The organism is Brotaphodocola sp. (assembly GCF_050873365.1).
Classification (GTDB): Bacteria; Bacillota; Clostridia; order Lachnospirales; family Lachnospiraceae; genus Brotaphodocola.
In genome coordinates, this window is sequence record NZ_JBNMIQ010000013.1 from 63,323 (window position 1) to 82,456 (window position 19,134).

Consider the following 19,134-nt stretch of genomic DNA (forward strand, 5'->3'; position numbering starts at 1 on the left):
AATTATGATTGCACTGAAGATAGAGGATCTCAAACATTTTACCGGTCAGCTCTTTGCCGGGGAGGCGTTTGATCACTGGCAGGTTCGCGAGGTTTCGATTGTGACGTTCAACACGTTTTCGATCGATGGGCGGATTCGTCCTGCCTACTACTCGGAGGAGGAGCGCAGGGAGAATGGGATCGGAACGTACTCACTTTGGAGCAGTCTGCGCCCGTTCTGTTTCTCACTGATTCGCGGAAAGCGTCTGCCGGAGAGCTTTCGGATCACGCTTCAGCTCGCATCGGATCAGACGGAGGATTTCTTAAAGAGCTCAGGCATCGGATTTACCGCAGACCAGATCGGAAGTCTCTGTCTGAATATCCGCTATGAGAATCGCGAACTTGTCTGTGTGACGGGTCTTTCGATGAACGTTTTTACGTTGGATAAGCAGGCGGAACATGCGTGGGATGAGGCGGTGCGCCGTTATTTTAAGGCAAAGCAGATCCCGTTCACCGAGGAGAATTGAGGAAAAGAAAATTTCTGAACTGCAATATGCAATCAATATGCAATATTTTATTAGCACTCATTTTAAATGAGTGCTAATTTTTTATTGACATTTGAATTCTGCTGTATTACAATACCATTTAGTGGTCTGTAAAGAATGAAAATTCCGTACAGGTGGAAGAATCTGCAAGAGAGATAAAAAGAAAATAGAAAGAAATATAAGAAAATTCAATTTTTGTGGAAATTTTGTAGAAGCAGATTGGATTTTGCAGAAATTCGATAAGGAGTGAGATTGATGAGCAGTAAGAGTGGCAATTTATCCATTAACAGTGAGAACATATTCCCGATTATCAAGAAATGGCTGTATTCCGACCATGATATCTTCTATCGTGAGCTGGTTTCCAACGGCTGTGATGCAATTACAAAGCTGAAAAAACTGGAGCTGATGGGCGAGTACACGAAGCCGGAGGATCTTGAGTACAAGGTTCAGGTCAGTGTCAATCCGGACGACAAGACGATCACTGTGACCGATAATGGTCTTGGTATGACCGCTGATGAGGTTGAGGAGTACATCAACCAGATCGCATTTTCCGGTGCACAGGATTTCCTTCAGAAATATAAAGACAAGGCAAATGAGGATCAGATCATCGGTCATTTCGGACTGGGATTTTACTCCGCATTCATGGTAGCTGACAAGGTGACGATCGATACCCGTTCCTATAAGGAGGGAAGCACCCCGGTACACTGGGAGTCCGAGGGCGGTCTGACCTTTGAGATGAAGGATGGCGACAAGGCAGAGCAGGGAACTTCAATTACGCTGTATCTGAATGAGGACAGCTATGAGTTCTCCAACGAGTATCGCGCAAGAGAAGTGCTTGAGAAGTACTGTTCCTTCATGCCGGTTCCGATTTATTTAAAGAATGAGAAGGCAGAGCCGGAGTACGACACGATCGACAAGGATCAGCTGACGGATAAGGATACCGTGGTTGAGACAGTGCTCGAGCCGGCAAAGACCGAGGAGAAGGAGAATGAGAACGGCGAGAAGGAGACTGTTGAGGTAGAGCCGGCAAAGGAGCGTTACAAGATTCTGAGACGTCCGGTTCCGGTCAACGACACGAATCCGCTGTGGAACAAGCATCCGAATGAGTGCAAGGATGATGACTACCGCGACTTCTACCGCAAGGTCTTCCATGATTACAAGGAACCGCTGTTCTGGATTCATCTGAACATGGATTATCCGTTCAACTTAAAGGGAATCCTGTACTTCCCGAAGATCAACACGGAGTATGATTCCATTGAGGGAACGATTAAGCTGTACAACAACCAGGTATTTATCGCAGATAACATCAAGGAAGTTATTCCGGAGTTCCTGATGCTGTTAAAGGGTGTGATCGACTGCCCGGATCTGCCGTTGAACGTATCGAGAAGTGCGCTTCAGAATGATGGTTTCGTGAAGAAGATCTCGGATTACATCACGAAGAAGGTAGCGGATAAGCTGACCGGTATGTGCAAGACCGACCGTGAGAATTATGAGAAGTACTGGGATGACATCGCTCCGTTCATCAAGTTTGGTTGCCTGAAGGACGAGAAGTTTGCCGAGAAGATGAACGACTACATCCTGTTCAAGAATCTTGAGGGCAAGTACCTGACTCTGAAGGATTGTCTTGAGGAAAACAAGGAGAAGCATGAGAACAAAGTCTTCTATGTGACCGACGAGAAGGAGCAGAGCCAGTACATCAACATGTTCAAGGAGGCTGGTCTGGACGCAGTAATTCTTCCTCACAGCATTGATTCTCCGTTTATCGGACATCTTGAGCAGAAGAATGAGGGACTCAAGTTCCTGCGCATCGATGCGGATCTGAATGACACCTTCAAGGAGGAAGTCAAGGAGGATGACGAGGCATTCAAGAAGAACGCTGAGACGCTGACTGCTGTCTTCAAGAAGGCACTTGGAAATGACAAGCTCGAGATCAAGGTTGAGAAGCTCAAGAACGAGGGCATTGCCTCGATGCTGACCGTATCTGAGGAGAGCCGTCGTATGCAGGATATGATGAAGATGTACAACATGTACGGAATGGACCCGTCGATGTTCGGTGGCGCCGGAGAGACGCTTGTGCTCAACGCGAACAACAAGCTAGTTCAGTATGTGATGGAGCACGGCGATGAGGAGAATACCTCAAAGATCTGTGAACAGCTCTATGATCTGGCACTTTTAAGCCATGGAACTCTGTCTCCAGAGCGTATGACGAATTTCATCAGCCGAAGCAATGAGATTATGATGATGCTTGCAAAATAACTTGCAAACAAAAAAGTGGAATAAAGTGTTTGTAAGATAATGCAAGATAAGCTGCCATACAGATATATTACTATACAGATATTAAATTGAATTAATTGAATTAGATCGGATCTCGAACTTTCGGGATTGATTGGACAGACAGCCCTGTGCGCGAATATGCGTGCAGGGCTGATTTGTTCAAGTCGACGCTCGCGGAGACTTGGCGCGTGATTTTGGTCAGCTTTGCTGACATCTTCCTATCAAAATCACTGCGCATCCTCGCGGAGCGTATAACTCAGGAGGGGAGACAATCCCCTTCTGAGTTATAAAATTTATGTAATCAGGATAGCCAAGCAGATGAAACTGGGGTAAAATGGAGTAACATGAAAAAATATGAAGTAGCATGAAAAACATGGAGTAGCATGAAACGGTATGAAAACACATGAAAAAACATGGAGAAACATGCAGGAAGATGAAGGAGGAGTGACATATGGAAATCAGCGGACACACTCGGATGCTTTGCCTGATCGGAAGTCCTGTGGGACATTCTGGATCTCCGGCGATGTACAATTACAGCTTTGAAAAATGCGGATTGGATTATGCGTATCTCGCATTTGATATCAAGGAAGATGAGACGGAGAAGGCGATCAATTCGCTTCGTCTTCTGAATGTCAGAGGATTTAATATCACGATGCCGTGCAAGACGAAGGCTCTGGCGTGCTGTGATGAGCTCTCAAAGGAGGCAGAGCTGATCGGCGCAGTCAATACGGTTGTAAATGAGAATGGAAAACTGATCGGTTACAACACGGACGGACGCGGTTGGGTCAGAAGTCTCAAGGAAGCGGGAGTTGATATTCACGGAAAAAAGATGACGATCGCGGGATCTGGCGGTGCGGCAACCTCGATTGAGATCACATCTGCGCTGGAGGGACTCAGAGAACTCACGATCTTTGCGAGAAAATCATCGGCTTCTTTTGCAAATGCAGAGCACACGGTTGAGAAAATTCGCAGTGCGGTTCCGGAGTGCAAGGTCAATCTCTATGATCTTGCGGATCGAGAGGTATTTGCGAGAGAGATTGCGGACAGTGATATTTTCACGAACGCGACGAGTGTCGGAATGAAACCGCATGAGGATCAGACTTTGATTGATGATCCGGCGATGTTCCATCCGGGTCTTGTGGTGTCGGATGTGGTTTACAATCCGAGAAAGACAAAACTGCTTGAGGATGCAGAGAAAGCCGGATGCAAGATCGTGCCGGGAATCGGGATGCTCTTGTGGCAGGGTGCGGAGGCGTTCAAGCTGTATACGGGCAAAGAGATGCCGGCGCATGAGGTGGAGGAGAAGTATTTCCGCTGAGAAGCGTGAGGCGCATGGGCGCAGGAAATGCTAGAAGAGTTAGAAATCAAGTCGACACCCACGGGTACTTGTCGTGTGGTCGTGTGATTTTGGTCGGCTCTGTTGACACTTTCCCATCAAAATCATTGCGCATCCACTTTGAGTTATAAATGGGATAAGAAATTTAAAAAATAATAAGAGAAAAAAGGGGGCTTCCCTGGCGAACAAAGTCACGCAAACGCGTTCGCACTCCGGGTTCGACGTAGCGGTGCATAAGGTTGCAAACTACGCGACCTAAACACCGACGTCTCACACGGGTTTGCTTAGACTTGTTCGCCGGGAAGCCCAAGCTCTCGTCTAGTCTTAATCTGGTTTTAAGTTCCGTATGTCTTTATATCATTTATTTTTTATTTCATATATTTTGTGAATCCAATAAGTTACTACATCAAAAGATCGCTGTTTCTTATGCCGGTTAGGTCTAAGCGTTTGCATTTTGGATAGAGAAACCATATCTTCGCATCTTTTTTTCCATGACAAAGCAGGTATACGATGCTATCATTTTGGTAACAGGAAAGAGTACAGATGAAGCGATAGAGGGCTGAGGTGGAAAGATGGCATACAACGAGCTGATCAAGAAATTCAATCGGACTCGCGATTATATGCGGGAATTTTACATATATGGATTTAAGAGCAGGGAAGAGTACACGAGAAAGAGTGCGCGTTCCTATGACGATGAGCGCAGGCGCATTGAGGCGTGGCTCGGAGATTATATGGGATTTCGCCAGACAGCGGACGGAAAAAATGTTTTTCTCTCGATCGACAGCCGTCAGTCCCGCCATAATCCGTTTTACCGTGCTTGGAAGATGAAGAGTTTTACGGACGGCGAGATCACGCTTCATTTTATCCTGATGGATATTCTCGCGTGTGCAGAGGAGGAACAGTCGCTTGCACAGATCACGACTGCGGTCGATGCTTATCTTGCAGAGTTTGAGACTCCACGGCTTTTTGATGAGTCGACGATCCGAAAGAAGCTCAAAGATTACGAAAAAGAGGGGATTGTCCGTGCTCGAAAGAAAGGTAAATTGGTTTATTATCGATTGGCAGAGAGTTGCTTAACGGAGGAAGGTTTGCAAACACATTTATCCGTGAAAAATCCGAGTGTGGGTTGGGATATTTCAGGAACACAGGGGTATCTGGATCTGCTCGATTTCTTCTCGGAAGTTGCGCCGTGTGGTGTCATCGGTTCTTATCTGATTGATCGCGCGGAGGAAAATTGGGAGTGCAGTCAGAGAGCAAATATAAAGGGTCAAAAGGAATGCAGGGAGAGAGACGGGGAGACAGAGAAAAGTAGGGATGAAAATAAGCGTGAGGAACATTTCGTGTTCAAGCACCACTATATCACGTCTGCGATGGACAGCGAGATTCTCGGGGAACTGTTTCTTGCAATACAGGAAAAAAAGAATATTACACTCGAGACGATCAATCGGAACCGGGATCGGATTGCAGAAAATCATGTTGTTCCGCTCCAGATCATGATCAGCGTCCAGAGTGGTCGCCAGTACCTGATGGCATATATGCCGAGATTTAAGAGGATCGCTTCGGTGCGGATTGATTCGATTGTGTCAGTTAAAATCAATGACAGAAATTCTCGTTTTGAGGAACTTCGCGGACGGCTTCGCGCGATGCAACCTCATATGTGGGGAGTCAGCACGCAGGGAAGATCCGGTCAACGCTTGGAGCATGTGGAATTTACGGTCTGCTACGGTGAGGGCGAGCAACACATTCATCGGAGACTTGAGCGGGAGAAGCGATGTGGGACGGTGAAAAAACTCGATGAGCACACGAGTCATTTTTCGGCAGATGTTTATGACGCGAGCGAGCTGATTCCGTGGATTCGGACGTTTCTCTGCCGGATTACACAGGTTCATTTTTCCGATCCGCGTCTCGAGGCGCAGTTTAAGCGGGATGTCGAGGAAATGTATCGTCTTTATGGAATTGAGGAAGAGAAGAAAGAGACAAAAGATAGCTGTCGTGATCAGACAGAAGTGATGGATATGGAGCAAAGATATGGAAATCGTGTGTGCCCCAAGGTAGGGGAATGTTTGGAGAGAGAGGGTGAGAGTGATGATGTTTCATGAAATTTATGGGAGTTATTATCAGACAGTCGCCCGTGTGCTGAGAACGGCGGTCGATCACCCGCTTGCGCCGAATGAACTAAAAGAAATCATCACAGGGCATGCGTTTGGGGAGAGTGCATGGAACATCAAGAGTGCTCTGCGCGAGGAGCGGTGGCAGTTGATCCGAAAGGATGGCACAACTCCGATCCGGAAAAAACCGTCTCTGCCGTTGACTCTGCTGGAAAAGCGTTGGCTCAAGGCAATTCTGATGGACCCGAGAATTCAACTTTTTATGGATATGGATTGTGATGCGGTTCCAAATTTTATTAAAGTTGCGGATGCTGGTACGGAGATCGAAGTGCTTGATTTATCAGAGGTGGAACCGTTGTTTTTGCCGGAGGATATCCGTGTGTTTGATCGGTATGAGGACGGCGATCCCTATGAAAATCCGGTTTATCAGAGAAATTTCCGCACAGTGCTCTCAGCGTGCAGAACGCACAGCCCGATCGTCGTTGACAGCATTAACCGAAAAGGGCGGATTCGGACGGAGACTGTGGTTCCGGAATACCTCGAATACTCCGAAAAAGATGATAAGTTTCGTCTGGTCGGCACGGGAAGCCGTTATGGCGGGATGATCAACCTTGCAAGAATCATCAGCTGTAAGGTCTGCGAAGAGGATGGAATATGGAAGGAAGATGGAGGAAAAAATCCGAAGAATCCAAAAGAAGATGGGAAGAAGCTGAGTGGTGAGAGATGGAAAGAGACAACGGAACGAAAGGGTTCTGGGAGTCGGACGGTCGAGTTTGAGCTTGTCGATCAGAGAAATGCACTTGAGCGGGCACTTCTCCACTTTGCCCACTTTGAGAAGCAGGCGGAGAAGATAGAAGGCAATCGCTATCGCATCCGGGTGTGGTATGACAAGGACGATGAGACGGAACTTGTGATTCGGGTGCTCTCGTTTGGACCGATGATTCGGGTCACTGCGCCGGACACTTTTGTCGAGTTGATTCGCAAGCGTTTGATCCGGCAGAAACATTGTTTCCTATAAAATTCGGCAGAGAAGAATGTTTGGGTGAAATGGGGAAACGGTTAGATGAAGATGTTGGAAAAGATTACTGTTCAGAGATAGGCACTTTTGAAACCGAAAGTGCCGTAAGATAACGTGAACAGTAACATGAACAGTAACGGGAAAGGAGGAGCGGAACATGCTGGAAATTAAGGGAAAAGTTAACACTGCGATCTGTTATGCGAAGGAGATTGAGGATGAGGCGATCGAACAGATTCGCCGGATGTGTGATTATGAGCTGACGCGCGGAAGCCGGGTGAGAATCATGCCGGATGTCCACGCCGGAAAGGGATGTACGATCGGGACGACGATGACGGTCACCGACAAGGTTTGCCCGAATATCGTCGGAGTCGACATTGGATGTGGAATGTACACGGTGCGCCTGAAGGAAACGAAACTTGATTTCGAGAAGATCGATGAAGCCTGTCATTTTATTCCGTCGGGAATGAATGTCTGGGAGGGCAGAATCGAGAGATTTCCGTTGACGGAACTTCGCTGTTACCGCGCTCTGCGGGATTCGAGACGACTTGAGCGTTCGCTCGGGACTCTGGGTGGTGGAAACCATTTTATCGAGATCGACCGCGCAAAGGATGGAACGAACTATCTTGTGATTCATTCCGGAAGCCGAAACCTTGGAAAGCAGGTGGCTGAGCATTATCAACAGCTTGCGATTGATCTTCATATGGGAAAAGAGGAGTATTTCAAAGAGAGGGAGGAGATCATCCGCACCTACAAGGAAGCAGGGAGACGGTCGGAGATTCAGTCTGCACTCGGAAAACTCAAGCGAGATTATGAGGTGCACGCCCTGCTTGTGCCGGAGGACATCTGTTGGCTCTACGGGACGTTTCTCGATGATTATCTTCACGATGTGGAGATCTGTCAGCAGTTTGCGCGCAGGAATCGCGAAAAGATGGCGGAGATCATTCTCGAGCGGACGGGGATGACGGGTGAGGAGAGCTTTCACACGATTCACAATTACATCGATGTGCAGGAGAGGATTTTGCGAAAGGGAGCGATTGGCGCGCATAAGGGCGAGAAAGTGCTGATTCCGATCAATATGAGAGATGGCTCGATTCTCGCAATCGGAAAAGGAAATCCGGAGTGGAACGACTCTGCACCGCACGGAGCAGGGCGCGTGATGTCGAGAAAGAAGGCGAAGGAGTCTCTGGATCTTGAGGCATATCGGGAATCGATGAGAGGAATCTACACGACCTCGGTCAACGAGGCGACGATCGACGAGGCGCCGATGGCGTATAAGTCCTTGGAGGACATCATCGATGTGATCGGAGAGTCCGTCGATGTGATTGAGGTGTTAAAGCCGGTCTACAATTTCAAGGCATCGGATGAGGAGCCCTGGGCGAAGAAAGCAAAAAAAGATGATAAAGAAAAAATGGACAGGGAGGAGACAAAACAGGAGCCGACTAAGCGCGCAGAGCAGGAGAGGGAAAGAAAGGCGTAAAAGGGATTGATAAGAAAAATAAATAAGAAAAACGGATAAAAAAGAAAAATCAGGAAAAAACGAATGAGACGAGAAGTCCGGTTGGGGATGCCAGAAATCTGGTGTTTTCAGCCGGATTTTTTTGTGTTCCTTCTTTTTTGGATATCGATCGCACATGAAGGTTGTTGAAATGGATGGTTACGCTACACGGATATGGAATTTCTTAGAAAAAAACATCGTGCAGTTTTTGCAAAAAGGTATTATGATTATAAGTAGGAAAAAATAGGAGAAAAGTCGTTGCGGAAGCGGGAGAAAGAAGGCATGGATAAAAACAAGAATGGGGAACGATCCAATGATCAAAAAATAAATGGAAAAAATGGATCGGAATGAGAAAAGCGTGCCGGGAAAGATTTGGATATTGAGGGAGTTAGAGACAGCAGAATGGAAAACACAAAAAACGACGTACAGAAGATTAGAGACGCATATCGTTTTCTCAACAGGCAGATGCAGAAATTTGAACAGACGACAGAACTGCAACTTGCGATCGATCATTTGATGGAAGGACTGGGGGAACATTTTTCGGCGGATACGGTTCAGCTCTATAAACGGGAAGAGGGACGTTACATCCTTGCGAGCATCTGGAGGGATCTGAATCCGAAGATCGACCACTGGATCAGGAAGACGATTCGGGAGACAGACGGTCAGGATTGTTCAGGAATTCGGATGTTTGATGGGGAGGGAGAGCATGAGGGCGACAAGTTATTTGCGCTTCCACTTTTGGACAATGGAAAGATCATTGCTTTGCTTGCGATTGCAAATCCGAAGGAAGATCAGGTCGAGTCTCTGATTGAGATCGCGGACATGCTTGACGGCTGGTTTGCAAACCGTCTGGCAAAGCGGGATTACTTAAATCGGGATAACCGTGTGCAGAAACTTTTGTCCGGTCTCGGCAATGATTACACTGCGGTTTATATGATTAATCTGGACACGGACACCTTTGAGATCATCATCAACCAGCAGTCGAACAATGTCGCGAGGGTGCAGAAGTTCAACGATTTTTCGACCTATCTGGACAATTATGCGGACAAATATGTGCTCGAGGAATCGAGAGAAGAGATGAAGCGGGTTCTGCGCTACAATTATCTGAAAAAGCATTTTGAGACAAATGGTGATTTTTATTTCCGTTTTCATACGGAACTCAATTCGATCGGACAGAGTTATTTTGAGGCGCATGCAGTCCGCCAGTATGAGCACAACGGTCATTTCGTTGTCATCGGTTTCCGCTGTGTCGATGAACTTGTGAGGAAGGAGAAAGAGTACCAGAGAGAACTCGATTTGGCGTACAAGAATGCTCAGCAACAGCTCGATGTGATTGCCTCCTCGATTCAGGGTGGAATCAAGATCAGTTACGATGATCCGTTTTACACGTTCAAATATGTGTCGAAGCAGTATGCGTCGATGCTCGGATATGACAGCGTGGAGGAACTGATGGAGACGTCCGGCGGGACGATCATCGGAATCGCTCACCCGGATGATGTGGAGCACGGAATCGCCGATGCGCTCGAGCAGTATTCAAAGAGCGACAGCTATGCGATCACTTACCGGATGAAGTGCAAGGATGGAAGCTGGAAGTACATTGAAGATCACGGTCATAAGGTGATCAATGTGAATGGCGAGGTCGAGCACTGGAATCTGATCCTCGATAAGAATGAGCTGATGCAGAAGACGATCGAGCTTGAGAGTGCGAAGCGGGCGAATCAGGCGAAAAACGATTTCCTCTCGAGAATGTCTCATGACATCCGCACTCCGCTCAATGGAATCATCGGTCTTCTCGAGTATGCAGACCGCCATCCGGAGGATCTCAAGGGGCTGATGGTCAACCGGAAAAAAGCGCATGTCGCGGCGAACCATCTGCTGTCGCTGATCAATGATGTTCTCGAGCTGAACAAGTTGGACAATGGGACGGTCAAACTTGTGACGGAGCCATTTAACTTTATCGATCTGATGCACGATGTGAAGACGATCTCTGACATGCGTGCATCGGAGGAGGGAGTCTCCGTCTTCATGGAGGACAGCTACTTCAATGTCAAAGATCCGTATGTGTTTGGAAGCAGTCTTCATGTGAAGCAGATTTTCATCAACATCATGACGAATGCGATCAAATATAACAAGAACGGCGGTTCTGTCTGGTGCAAGGTCATCGAGAAGGAGCTTGGAGATGGAAAGATCGCCTTTGTTGTCCGGATCACGGACAGCGGAATCGGTATGAGCGAGGAGTTTCTTCAGAGTATTTACGAGCCGTTTTCTCAGGAAAATTACGATGTGAAGAGTGTATATTTCGGAACCGGGCTTGGTATGCCGATCGTCAAAAACCTCGTTGACCGGATGGGAGGGACGATCACGATCAACAGCAGACTCAACATGGGAACGTCGGTTGAGGTGATGCTTCCGTTTCAGAAGGCGAGACGCTCCGATCTTCCGCCGAAGATGGAGCTGAATCAGAATCATGATCTGACTGGCGTCCGCGTGCTTCTCGTCGAGGACAATGATCTGAATATGGAGATTGCGCGGTGCATGCTTGAGGATGAAAACATGGTTGTCACAGAGGCGGGAAATGGACTAGATGCAGTCAAGGCGTTTGAAAACTGCGCGCCGGGTACCTTCGATGTGATTTTGATGGATATCATGATGCCGGTGATGGACGGTTTGAAGGCGACGGAGATGATTCGCAGTTTAGACCGGGAGGATGCAAAGACGATCCCGATTTTTGCGATGACGGCGAATGCATTTTCGGAGGATGTGGAGTCGGCAAAGCGTGTGGGCATGAATGAGCACATCGCAAAGCCGATTCGGATGAAAGAACTGATGACACAGATTGCGCGGTATTGCAAATAACTTTTCACGGAAACCGATTTTGGGGACGTCATATTTGGAGAAGTCACAAAAAAACACCACTGAAAAACAGATGTTATTTCTGCGTTTCAGTGGTGTTTTGTGGTTTTGTGATTTGAGTTTTGCAGTTTATGTTTTGTGGTTTAAGCTCCGAACTGTTTGATTGCGTCGAGGAGCGTCTGGATTGCGGAGTTGACTCCACTCGCGAGGTCAGCTCCCGGTCCGCTGACCGATGAGGTCTGGGCGGTGAACCGGCAGTTCATCATCAGCAGGTACTGTCCCTTCTCCAGAGTGATCGGGACTGGGGTTGTGTCGATGTATTTCATCGAAATCATATCTTTGTATTGGCGTCGCGTCGCGGACATCACGAAGACGATTCCGGTGTTGTCCGGGTCATCTGTCACGAAATACCAGGTGCCTGCCGGAATGTGAACACCGACTTTAAATTCGGTTGCACTGCGATAGTCGAGCTCCGGAACCTCCTCAATCGGGGAGGCAGTGGCATTTTCAAAGGTCAGATATTCTCCATCCTCGACCTGCACAATCGCGTCCGTCTGGATTCCGCCATAGTCAACGAGATCATCATGTTTGTCTGGATCTGCCTTGTCAGAAATCATATAGACACCAGGTTCTTCGCCGGTGGAGAGCAAAACATACTCTCCGGCAGGAAGGTCGGAACCGACGAGATAGGTATCGGCTGGATAGATCGTCTCTGGTTTGGAGGTTGAGGTTGAAAGTCCGGCAACGAGATCACCCGATACAAGGATCGGAGAGGTCTGCTGGCGTTTCAGTGCTTCCTCCTCGGCAATCGCGGTCTCTGATGCAGTTGGGATGCGGTAGTGTTTGATATCCTCCGCAGAGGCAGTCGAAGCGAGCAGGCAGTCCTCAAGCTGGAGATATTCCCCCTCGTGAACAGTAATCACCGCATTGTCTTTTACTTCCATGTAATCGATCACGCAGTCGTAGGTGTTGCTCGGCCATGCGAGTGTGAATGCAACACCTGCCTGTGCGTTTTTCGCACGTTTGAGCCGGTAAGTGCCCGCCGGAATGTGGTAGCCGATCTTGTACATATTTCCGTAAAAATGATCGATCTGCGGAACCTCGGCAATCGGGGAGGCACTGCATCGCGTGAGCTTGAGCACCTGTCCTTCGCTCAACGTCACGATTGAATTGTACGGAAATGAGGCGTGATCGAGCACCTGAGCCTCATCACTCAAGTCAGACAGAACCGAGTAGGAACCCTTGATTCCGTTCGTCAGCGTGAAGATCATGTATTCTCCGGCAGGAAGATCGGTTCCGACCTGGTAGATTCCCGGTCGGTAGACAGTCTCCGGGATGGAAGTGGATGTGCTCAGGATGTCTTTCGGTTTCAGAATTCCGCGACTGCTCGTGATGACCGGTGAGGTCGGGACAGCGGTCGCATCGGCATCCGCCCCGTAAGCGGGGGTGAGGACGGAAATCGAGAGGAGAAGAGCACCAAAAAAAGTATGGAGTGGTCTCATGATGTCCTTTCTTAAAAAGGTATGGTCAGCAAAGTGCGAGAACCGTACCTCTTGAAGTTTCAAATTAAAAAAATCAGGGTCTTTAAAAACAGACCTTTAGATTGTACTATATAATTGAGACAACTTCCATAGGAAATCTGAAAGATTTATGGGGAGAAAACAAAAATAATTTCGTGAGTGTTTTTTCAGGTGTACGTTTTTTGCTATTCAAGTCGACGCAAGCATCGACTTGGCGCGTGATTTTGGTCGGCTCTGCTGACATCTTCCTATCAAAATTACTGCGCATCCACGAGCTTCTTGACATTTGATGAAATGCGCGATATATTGAACCAAATTCGTTCTTGGAACGTGTTGTTTGAAACGTCTCGGAGCGAAGAACTTAGGAAAAGGAGCCGATCATTATGGTTTGTCCGAGATGTGGACGAAAATCATCAGGAAAAATATGTGTCTGGTGTCGGAGCGGGCGAAATTTGTCCGAGTATTCGATCAAAGACTATGATAAATATAGCGCTGAGATCCCGGAAGAGGATTACAGAAGAGAGCTTGAGGAGAAGATCAGGCAAGAGCAGGAACGTGCTCAGAACGGGAAGTCGGATCCGGCTTTGGAGAATCAGGAGAACAGAGAAAGTCAGGAAAACGGAGAGGAGGAGATGAGAGAGGCGCAGAGCGGGCGCGGGCGTTCGCGAAAAAAGGCGACAACGACGCAAAAGCGGTCTTGGCGTAATGCAGACGCAGATCGCAGTGAGCGAAAGGAAAAAAAGCAAAAAGAGAAATAAAGAGAAAAACAAAAGGAAAAGAAAGATAAGCGAATTCGGGCGATGCAGTCGGAGCTTGAGGATCTTCGGGCGCGCCAACAGGTGCACGAAGATTTAGAGCGGGAGCGGAAACGTCAGGAAAAAGAACAGAGTCGCAAAGATAAATTTCAGGAGAATGCCCCAATTCATCCGGATAAATTTCGAGAAAAAGCGCAGAATCATCCGGAAAGATCAAAGGAAAAAACGAAACCGGCAGTTCTCGCGGTTGTGGGATTTTCCCGCCTGCTTCAGCTTGCATCAGCGGTTCTGATGGCACTTTTGACGGTGATGAGTGTATTTTCATTCTGGCAACACCGGGAGGGACTCGGAGGAATTATGACGCTTCTCGATGAGCGAAACTATGCACTTGCGTTCTATCTCGCGTCAGCCGGAGCTGTGGTCTTCTTCGGGATGATCTGGACGCTCTGGATCATGAGCCGAAAGGGAGCCGGCGGAGAAGTTCGGATGAAGACTTACGATACCGGTCGAGGTTTTTTGCCGTTTCTTCTGTGCCTCGGAGCGGTTTTGGCGGTGACTCGCCTGTCAGGGCTTGTGCCGGAGGATGGAGAAATGTGGCACGGGATGGCAAAGGCGGTCAGTGCGATTGTGACGGCCGTGCAGGAGGAGAGCCGTCAGCTGATGCTTGTGAGCACTGCGGGAGCCATCTTTTCTCTGATCCGCAAAATCCTTCGTGTGTAGAAAGGGAGAAAATAAAAGTATGTAAGCACTTTTGGAACCGAAAGTGCCGTAAGATAACATGGTGGTAGCAGATTTTGCCGATTTGGAATGCGAAGCATCGGCAAAATCAGTTACTGTTTGCGCAGTGCGTGAACAGTAACGGTAGGATAAACCTGAGAGAAGCGGGTTGTATTTTCCCATGAAATCCATTATAATAAGAAATCAGTCTGAAGAAATCTGAAGAACATTGAAGAAAAAAGGAGAGTTTGAGAACGTGAAGAAGATTCTGAATCTGATCGAAGAAAAGATGCGCACCGCGTTTGAGACCTGTGGCTATGAAGCCTCTTACGCGAGAATCGTGCTGTCAAACCGCCCGGATCTGTGTGAGTACCAGTGTAATGGTGCGATGGCGGCAGCAAAAGCATACAAGAAAAAGCCGATTGACATTGCAACGGCAGTAGTGGAGAATCTGACCGGAGATGAGATGTTTTCTGAGATCACCGCAGTGATGCCGGGATTCATCAACATCCGTCTGAATCCGCAGTACCTTGCAGATTACCTTGACGGTATGCAGAAGGAAGAAAAGCTGGGTCTTGAGGAAACCGGACACGGTGAGACAATCATCGTCGACTACGGCGGTGCAAACGTAGCAAAACCGCTTCATGTCGGTCATCTGCGTTCCGCAGTAATCGGTGAGGCAGTAAAGCGCATGGGTAAATTCCTCGGTTACAACATGATCGGCGATGTTCATCTCGGCGACTGGGGTCTCCAGATGGGTCTGATCATCGAGGAACTGCGCGACCGCAAGCCGGATCTTGTATACTTTGATGAGTCCTACACCGGAGAGTATCCGACAGAGGCTCCGTTTACGATCAGCGAGCTTGAGGACATCTATCCGACCGCAAGCGGAAAGGCAAAAGAGGACCCGGCATTCAAGGAGCGCGCTCAGACTGCAACCTTCAAACTGCAGAATGGCTATGCACCGTTTACCGCAATCTGGAAGCACATCATGTCCGTTTCCCTTGCAGATCTGAAAAAGAACTACGGTAATCTGGATGTTCACTTCGAGCTCTGGAAGGGCGAGAGCGATGCACAGAAGTATATTCCGTGGCTGATTCAGGATCTTCAGGACAAGGGACTCGCTCATGAGAGTGAGGGTGCTCTTGTTGTTGACATCGCAGAGCCGACCGACAGCAAGGAGCTTCCGCCATGTATCGTCCGCAAGTCTGACGGTGCTGCGCTGTATGCGACCTCCGATCTCGGAACAATCATTGAGCGTGAGAAAGATTTCCAGCCGGTAAAATACATCTACATCACGGATAAGCGCCAGGAGCTTCACTTTGTTCAGGTCTTCCGTGTTGCGAGAAAGGCTGGCTATGTGAAGCCGGAGACTGAGATGATCCACATCGGATTTGGTACGATGAACGGAAAGGACGGCAAGCCGTTTAAGACGAGAGAGGGCGGAGTTATGCGTCTCGAGCGTCTGATTGCAGACATCGATTCTGCTGTTTACGATCGTATCATGGAGAACCGCACCGTATCCGAGGAGGAGGCAAAGGAGACCGCAAAGACGGTTGGACTTGCTGCTCTGAAGTACGGCGATCTGACAAACCAGGCATCCAAGGATTACGTTTTCGATCTTGACCGCTTCATCTCCTTCGAGGGAAATACCGGTCCGTACATCCTGTACACGATCGTTCGTATCAAGTCGATCCTGAACAAGTATCAGGAGACTCAGGCACAGAATGCACCGGCAGACGCAAAGATTCTTCCGGCTGTGGGAAATGCAGAGAAGGATCTGATGCTTCGCCTTGCACGCTTCAACGATGTGATGGAGAATGCGTTTGCAGAGACCGCACCGCACAAGATCTGCCAGTATATCTACGAGCTGTCCAATGCGTTTAACAGCTTCTACCATGACAACCGAATCCTCGCTGAGGAGGACAAGGCTCGTCAGGCAAGCTGGATTCAGCTGATCACGCTGACGAAGGATGTTCTGACGACCTGTATCCACGTTCTCGGGTTCGAGGCTCCGGAGCGTATGTAAGCAGATCAATAAAATGAAATGAAACGGAAAAAGCACTTTGCAGTTCGTGCGTTGCGCAAACTGTAAGGTGCTTTTCTTTAAGAAAAAATAGTAATTGTAATGGAATAAGCGCGAGAAACCTGTTATAATGAGATTGTTAAATACGAAACGGAACAGGGAAGGAGATATTGGGTTGATTAAACAAAAGAGGGGGGCGTCCATGAACCTTGCGGTTTGTGGATTGTTTGCAGCACTGATTGCGGCAGGTGCATTTATTAAGATTACGATTCCGATGCCGTTGACGGATATGCATTTCACAATGCAGTGGTTCTTTGTTTTGCTTGCGGGACTTTTACTCTCATCGAATCAGGCATTCATGAGTGTGGCAACATATCTGATCGTTGGTCTGATCGGAATTCCGGTGTTTGCGTCCGGCGGTGGACCGGCATATCTGCTGAAACCGACATTCGGATTCCTTCTGGGCTTTGCGTTTGCAGCTTGGGTGATGGGATTTTTGAATGAGAGAATGCATACGACGCGCGCACTTCCGATGATGATTCCGGCGACGGCAGGATTTGTGGTATATTATGGAATGGGTCTGATCTATTTTTACATGATCGCGAACTTCCTGCTTGCCAATCCGATCGGCTGGAAGGAGATCTTCGTTGTGTACTGTGTAGGCACAATGGCACCGGACTATATTCTCTGCGTACTTGCGGTGGTTGTAGCAGGACGGCTCAAACCGGTGATCTCGCAGATGATGATGTATTCATAATGAGTCATAGTTATTTATAATGTGATTCCGAGCAGAGGTCCTTTTTATTTGCGGATGAGGAGATCACAGGATGATACAGAATGATCCGCATCATCATAAATAAGAGCATAGAGAGCATACAAATAACAGAAAATCCCGCTTGCGGGATTTTTTGCTGTAAAAAAGGGCATCTTCTACGCGGTGCGCCAAGTCGATGAAGGCGTCGACTTAAAAGCAATACAACAAGAGCAATAAAAAGAAAGCAGTACAAAAAGAGTAGTACAAAGAAAAAAGAGAAAGAGTGAGAGGAAAGGAAAAGGGAGACAAAGTTATGGGAGAGATACTGGTTCATGCAGGCTGTTTTGTGGGAATTATTCTTCTGGGATATGTTCTGCGAAACATCGGATTCTTTGCAGAGGATGACTTTCATGTTTTGAGCAAGATTGTGGTCAAGATCACGCTCACCGCAGCGATCATCACGAATTTCTCAGGAAGAGAGATGGAGACTTCGATGTTGCTTCTGATGGTGATGGGCTTTTTGTTCGGTGTCTTCATGATCGGAGTCGGCGCAGTGCTTTACCGCAGAAGAGGGCGCGAGCATCAGTCGTTTGCGATCCTCAATATTTCCGGATGCAACATTGGAAACTTTGCGATGCCGTTTGCACAGGGATTTCTCGGACCGGTCGGCGTCATGGCGGTCAGCCTGTTTGACTGCGGAAACAGCTTCATCTGTATGGGAGGCTCATGCAGTGTTGCAGATATGGTAAAGTCCGGAAATGGAAAATTTGACATCCGTCCGATTCTCAAGAGACTGTCAAAAAGTATCCCGCTCTTGACCTATGTGTTCATGACCATTCTGGCATTCTGCCATCTGTCCCTGCCTCAGCCGATTATCGAGTATGCAGGGATTATCGGAAACGCGAATGTCTTCATGGCAATGCTGATGATCGGTGTCGGCTTCCATTTAAGTGGGGATCGGGAGCAGATCGGAGACATTGTGAGAATTCTCTCTACTCGCTATTTCGTGGGAATTTGTTTTGCTCTGGCATCTTACTTTTTCCTTCCGTTCCCGCTTGAGTACCGCCAGGCACTTGTGATCACCTTCCTTGCGCCGATCGCAAGCATCGCCCCGGCATTCACCGCAGAGCTCGAAGAAGATTTCGGACTGTCGAGTGCGGTCAATTCCTTATCGATTTTGGTCAGCATTGTGCTGATTACGATAGCGCTTGTGGTGATGCTGTAAAGCCAACATGACAGGGAACACCCTATGTGAGAGCGAAAAGAAAAACAGAAAACATAGAAGAATCAATCATAAGAACCAATTATAAGAATCAATCATAAGGATCAATTATAAAGATCGGTCATAAGGATCATAAGGACATTTGGAAAGGATAGACAACAGGTAAGAGAACCATGGATTTACACCAGGAAAAACGGACACAGGTACAAAACGAATCCCACATGGAAAATCCAATGCTTACCGGATCAGCAAACCGTCAGATCATTCGTCTGGCACTGCCCCTTCTCTGCGGAAATATTCTTCAGCAGGGGTACGGGGTGGTCGACTCGATGATGATCGGGCGGTTTCTTGGTTTGGACGCATTTGCATCTGCCGGAGTTGCGGGGACCGTGGTCAACTACTCCCGCTTATAGAAGCGGGAGCTTGTAAGTCAGAGAAGCATAGGTAGTAACGACATCGCAAGATGTCTCCCTCATTCTGCCTACATCATCGGGCAGTTGACAATGCCCGTTTTACCAAAGAGATTTACTCTA

At 48.0% G+C, this 19,134-nt stretch carries 13 protein-coding genes and 1 pseudogene; 13 read left to right on the forward strand and 1 reads right to left on the reverse strand.

All coding sequences use genetic code 11. From position 1 onward, the window contains the following. The first annotated feature begins 4 nt into the window (after positions 1 to 4). From ACR0QT_RS08235 to ACR0QT_RS08265, 7 genes and pseudogenes are all read left to right on the forward strand, one after another. Positions 5 to 505, forward strand: a complete 501-nt coding sequence (locus ACR0QT_RS08235) for a DUF5721 family protein (protein WP_432630336.1) — start codon at positions 5 to 7, stop codon at positions 503 to 505. A 273-nt stretch (positions 506 to 778) separates the two neighbouring features. Beyond that, positions 779 to 2,779, forward strand: coding sequence for a molecular chaperone HtpG (htpG, locus tag ACR0QT_RS08240; RefSeq protein WP_432630337.1), 2,001 nt, complete (start codon positions 779 to 781; stop codon positions 2,777 to 2,779). Between the two features lie 469 nt (positions 2,780 to 3,248). Then, positions 3,249 to 4,115, forward strand: coding sequence for a shikimate dehydrogenase (aroE, locus tag ACR0QT_RS08245; RefSeq protein WP_432630338.1), 867 nt, complete (start codon positions 3,249 to 3,251; stop codon positions 4,113 to 4,115). A 590-nt stretch (positions 4,116 to 4,705) separates the two neighbouring features. Next, complete coding sequence (locus ACR0QT_RS08250; protein WP_432630339.1) at positions 4,706 to 6,232, forward strand: WYL domain-containing protein; 1,527 nt, start codon at positions 4,706 to 4,708, stop codon at positions 6,230 to 6,232. After that, entirely contained in the window at positions 6,219 to 7,259 is a 1,041-nt protein-coding gene (locus ACR0QT_RS08255; protein ID WP_432630340.1) for a WYL domain-containing protein, read from the forward strand. The genes ACR0QT_RS08250 and ACR0QT_RS08255 overlap by 14 nt, the downstream gene beginning before the upstream one ends. Positions 7,260 to 7,416: 157 nt before the next feature. Then, positions 7,417 to 8,622: pseudogene (locus tag ACR0QT_RS08260) on the forward strand (RtcB family protein); the annotation flags it as partial. Positions 8,623 to 9,156: 534 nt separating this feature from the next. Next, the gene (locus ACR0QT_RS08265; protein ID WP_432630341.1) at positions 9,157 to 11,610 is read left to right on the forward strand and encodes an ATP-binding protein; all 2,454 of its coding nucleotides are present in this window, start codon (positions 9,157 to 9,159) and stop codon (positions 11,608 to 11,610) included. A 140-nt stretch (positions 11,611 to 11,750) separates the two neighbouring features. Here the strand turns inward: ACR0QT_RS08265 and ACR0QT_RS08270 are convergent, their stop codons facing one another. After that, entirely contained in the window at positions 11,751 to 13,109 is a 1,359-nt protein-coding gene (locus ACR0QT_RS08270; RefSeq protein WP_432630342.1) for a hypothetical protein, read from the reverse strand. Between the two features lie 401 nt (positions 13,110 to 13,510). Between ACR0QT_RS08270 and ACR0QT_RS08275 the strand changes: the two genes are divergently transcribed. The 6 genes from ACR0QT_RS08275 (at position 13,511) to ACR0QT_RS08300 (ending at position 19,014) form a co-directional block, all read left to right on the forward strand. Next, the gene (locus ACR0QT_RS08275; protein WP_432630343.1) at positions 13,511 to 13,885 is read left to right on the forward strand and encodes a hypothetical protein; all 375 of its coding nucleotides are present in this window, start codon (positions 13,511 to 13,513) and stop codon (positions 13,883 to 13,885) included. Between the two features lie 42 nt (positions 13,886 to 13,927). After that, the gene (locus ACR0QT_RS08280) at positions 13,928 to 14,602 is read left to right on the forward strand and encodes a hypothetical protein (protein ID WP_432630344.1); all 675 of its coding nucleotides are present in this window, start codon (positions 13,928 to 13,930) and stop codon (positions 14,600 to 14,602) included. A 253-nt stretch (positions 14,603 to 14,855) separates the two neighbouring features. Next, entirely contained in the window at positions 14,856 to 16,628 is a 1,773-nt protein-coding gene (gene argS / locus ACR0QT_RS08285; protein ID WP_432630345.1) for an arginine--tRNA ligase, read from the forward strand. A gap of 199 nt (positions 16,629 to 16,827) precedes the next feature. Beyond that, positions 16,828 to 17,382 carry a biotin transporter BioY gene (locus ACR0QT_RS08290; protein WP_432630350.1) on the forward strand — a complete coding sequence of 185 codons (555 nt, stop codon included), beginning with the start codon at positions 16,828 to 16,830 and terminating at the stop codon, positions 17,380 to 17,382. Positions 17,383 to 17,692: 310 nt separating this feature from the next. Beyond that, complete coding sequence (locus ACR0QT_RS08295) at positions 17,693 to 18,604, forward strand: AEC family transporter (RefSeq protein WP_432630346.1); 912 nt, start codon at positions 17,693 to 17,695, stop codon at positions 18,602 to 18,604. Between the two features lie 230 nt (positions 18,605 to 18,834). Further along, complete coding sequence (locus ACR0QT_RS08300; RefSeq protein ID WP_432630347.1) at positions 18,835 to 19,014, forward strand: hypothetical protein; 180 nt, start codon at positions 18,835 to 18,837, stop codon at positions 19,012 to 19,014. The last annotated feature ends 120 nt before the right edge of the window (positions 19,015 to 19,134 follow it).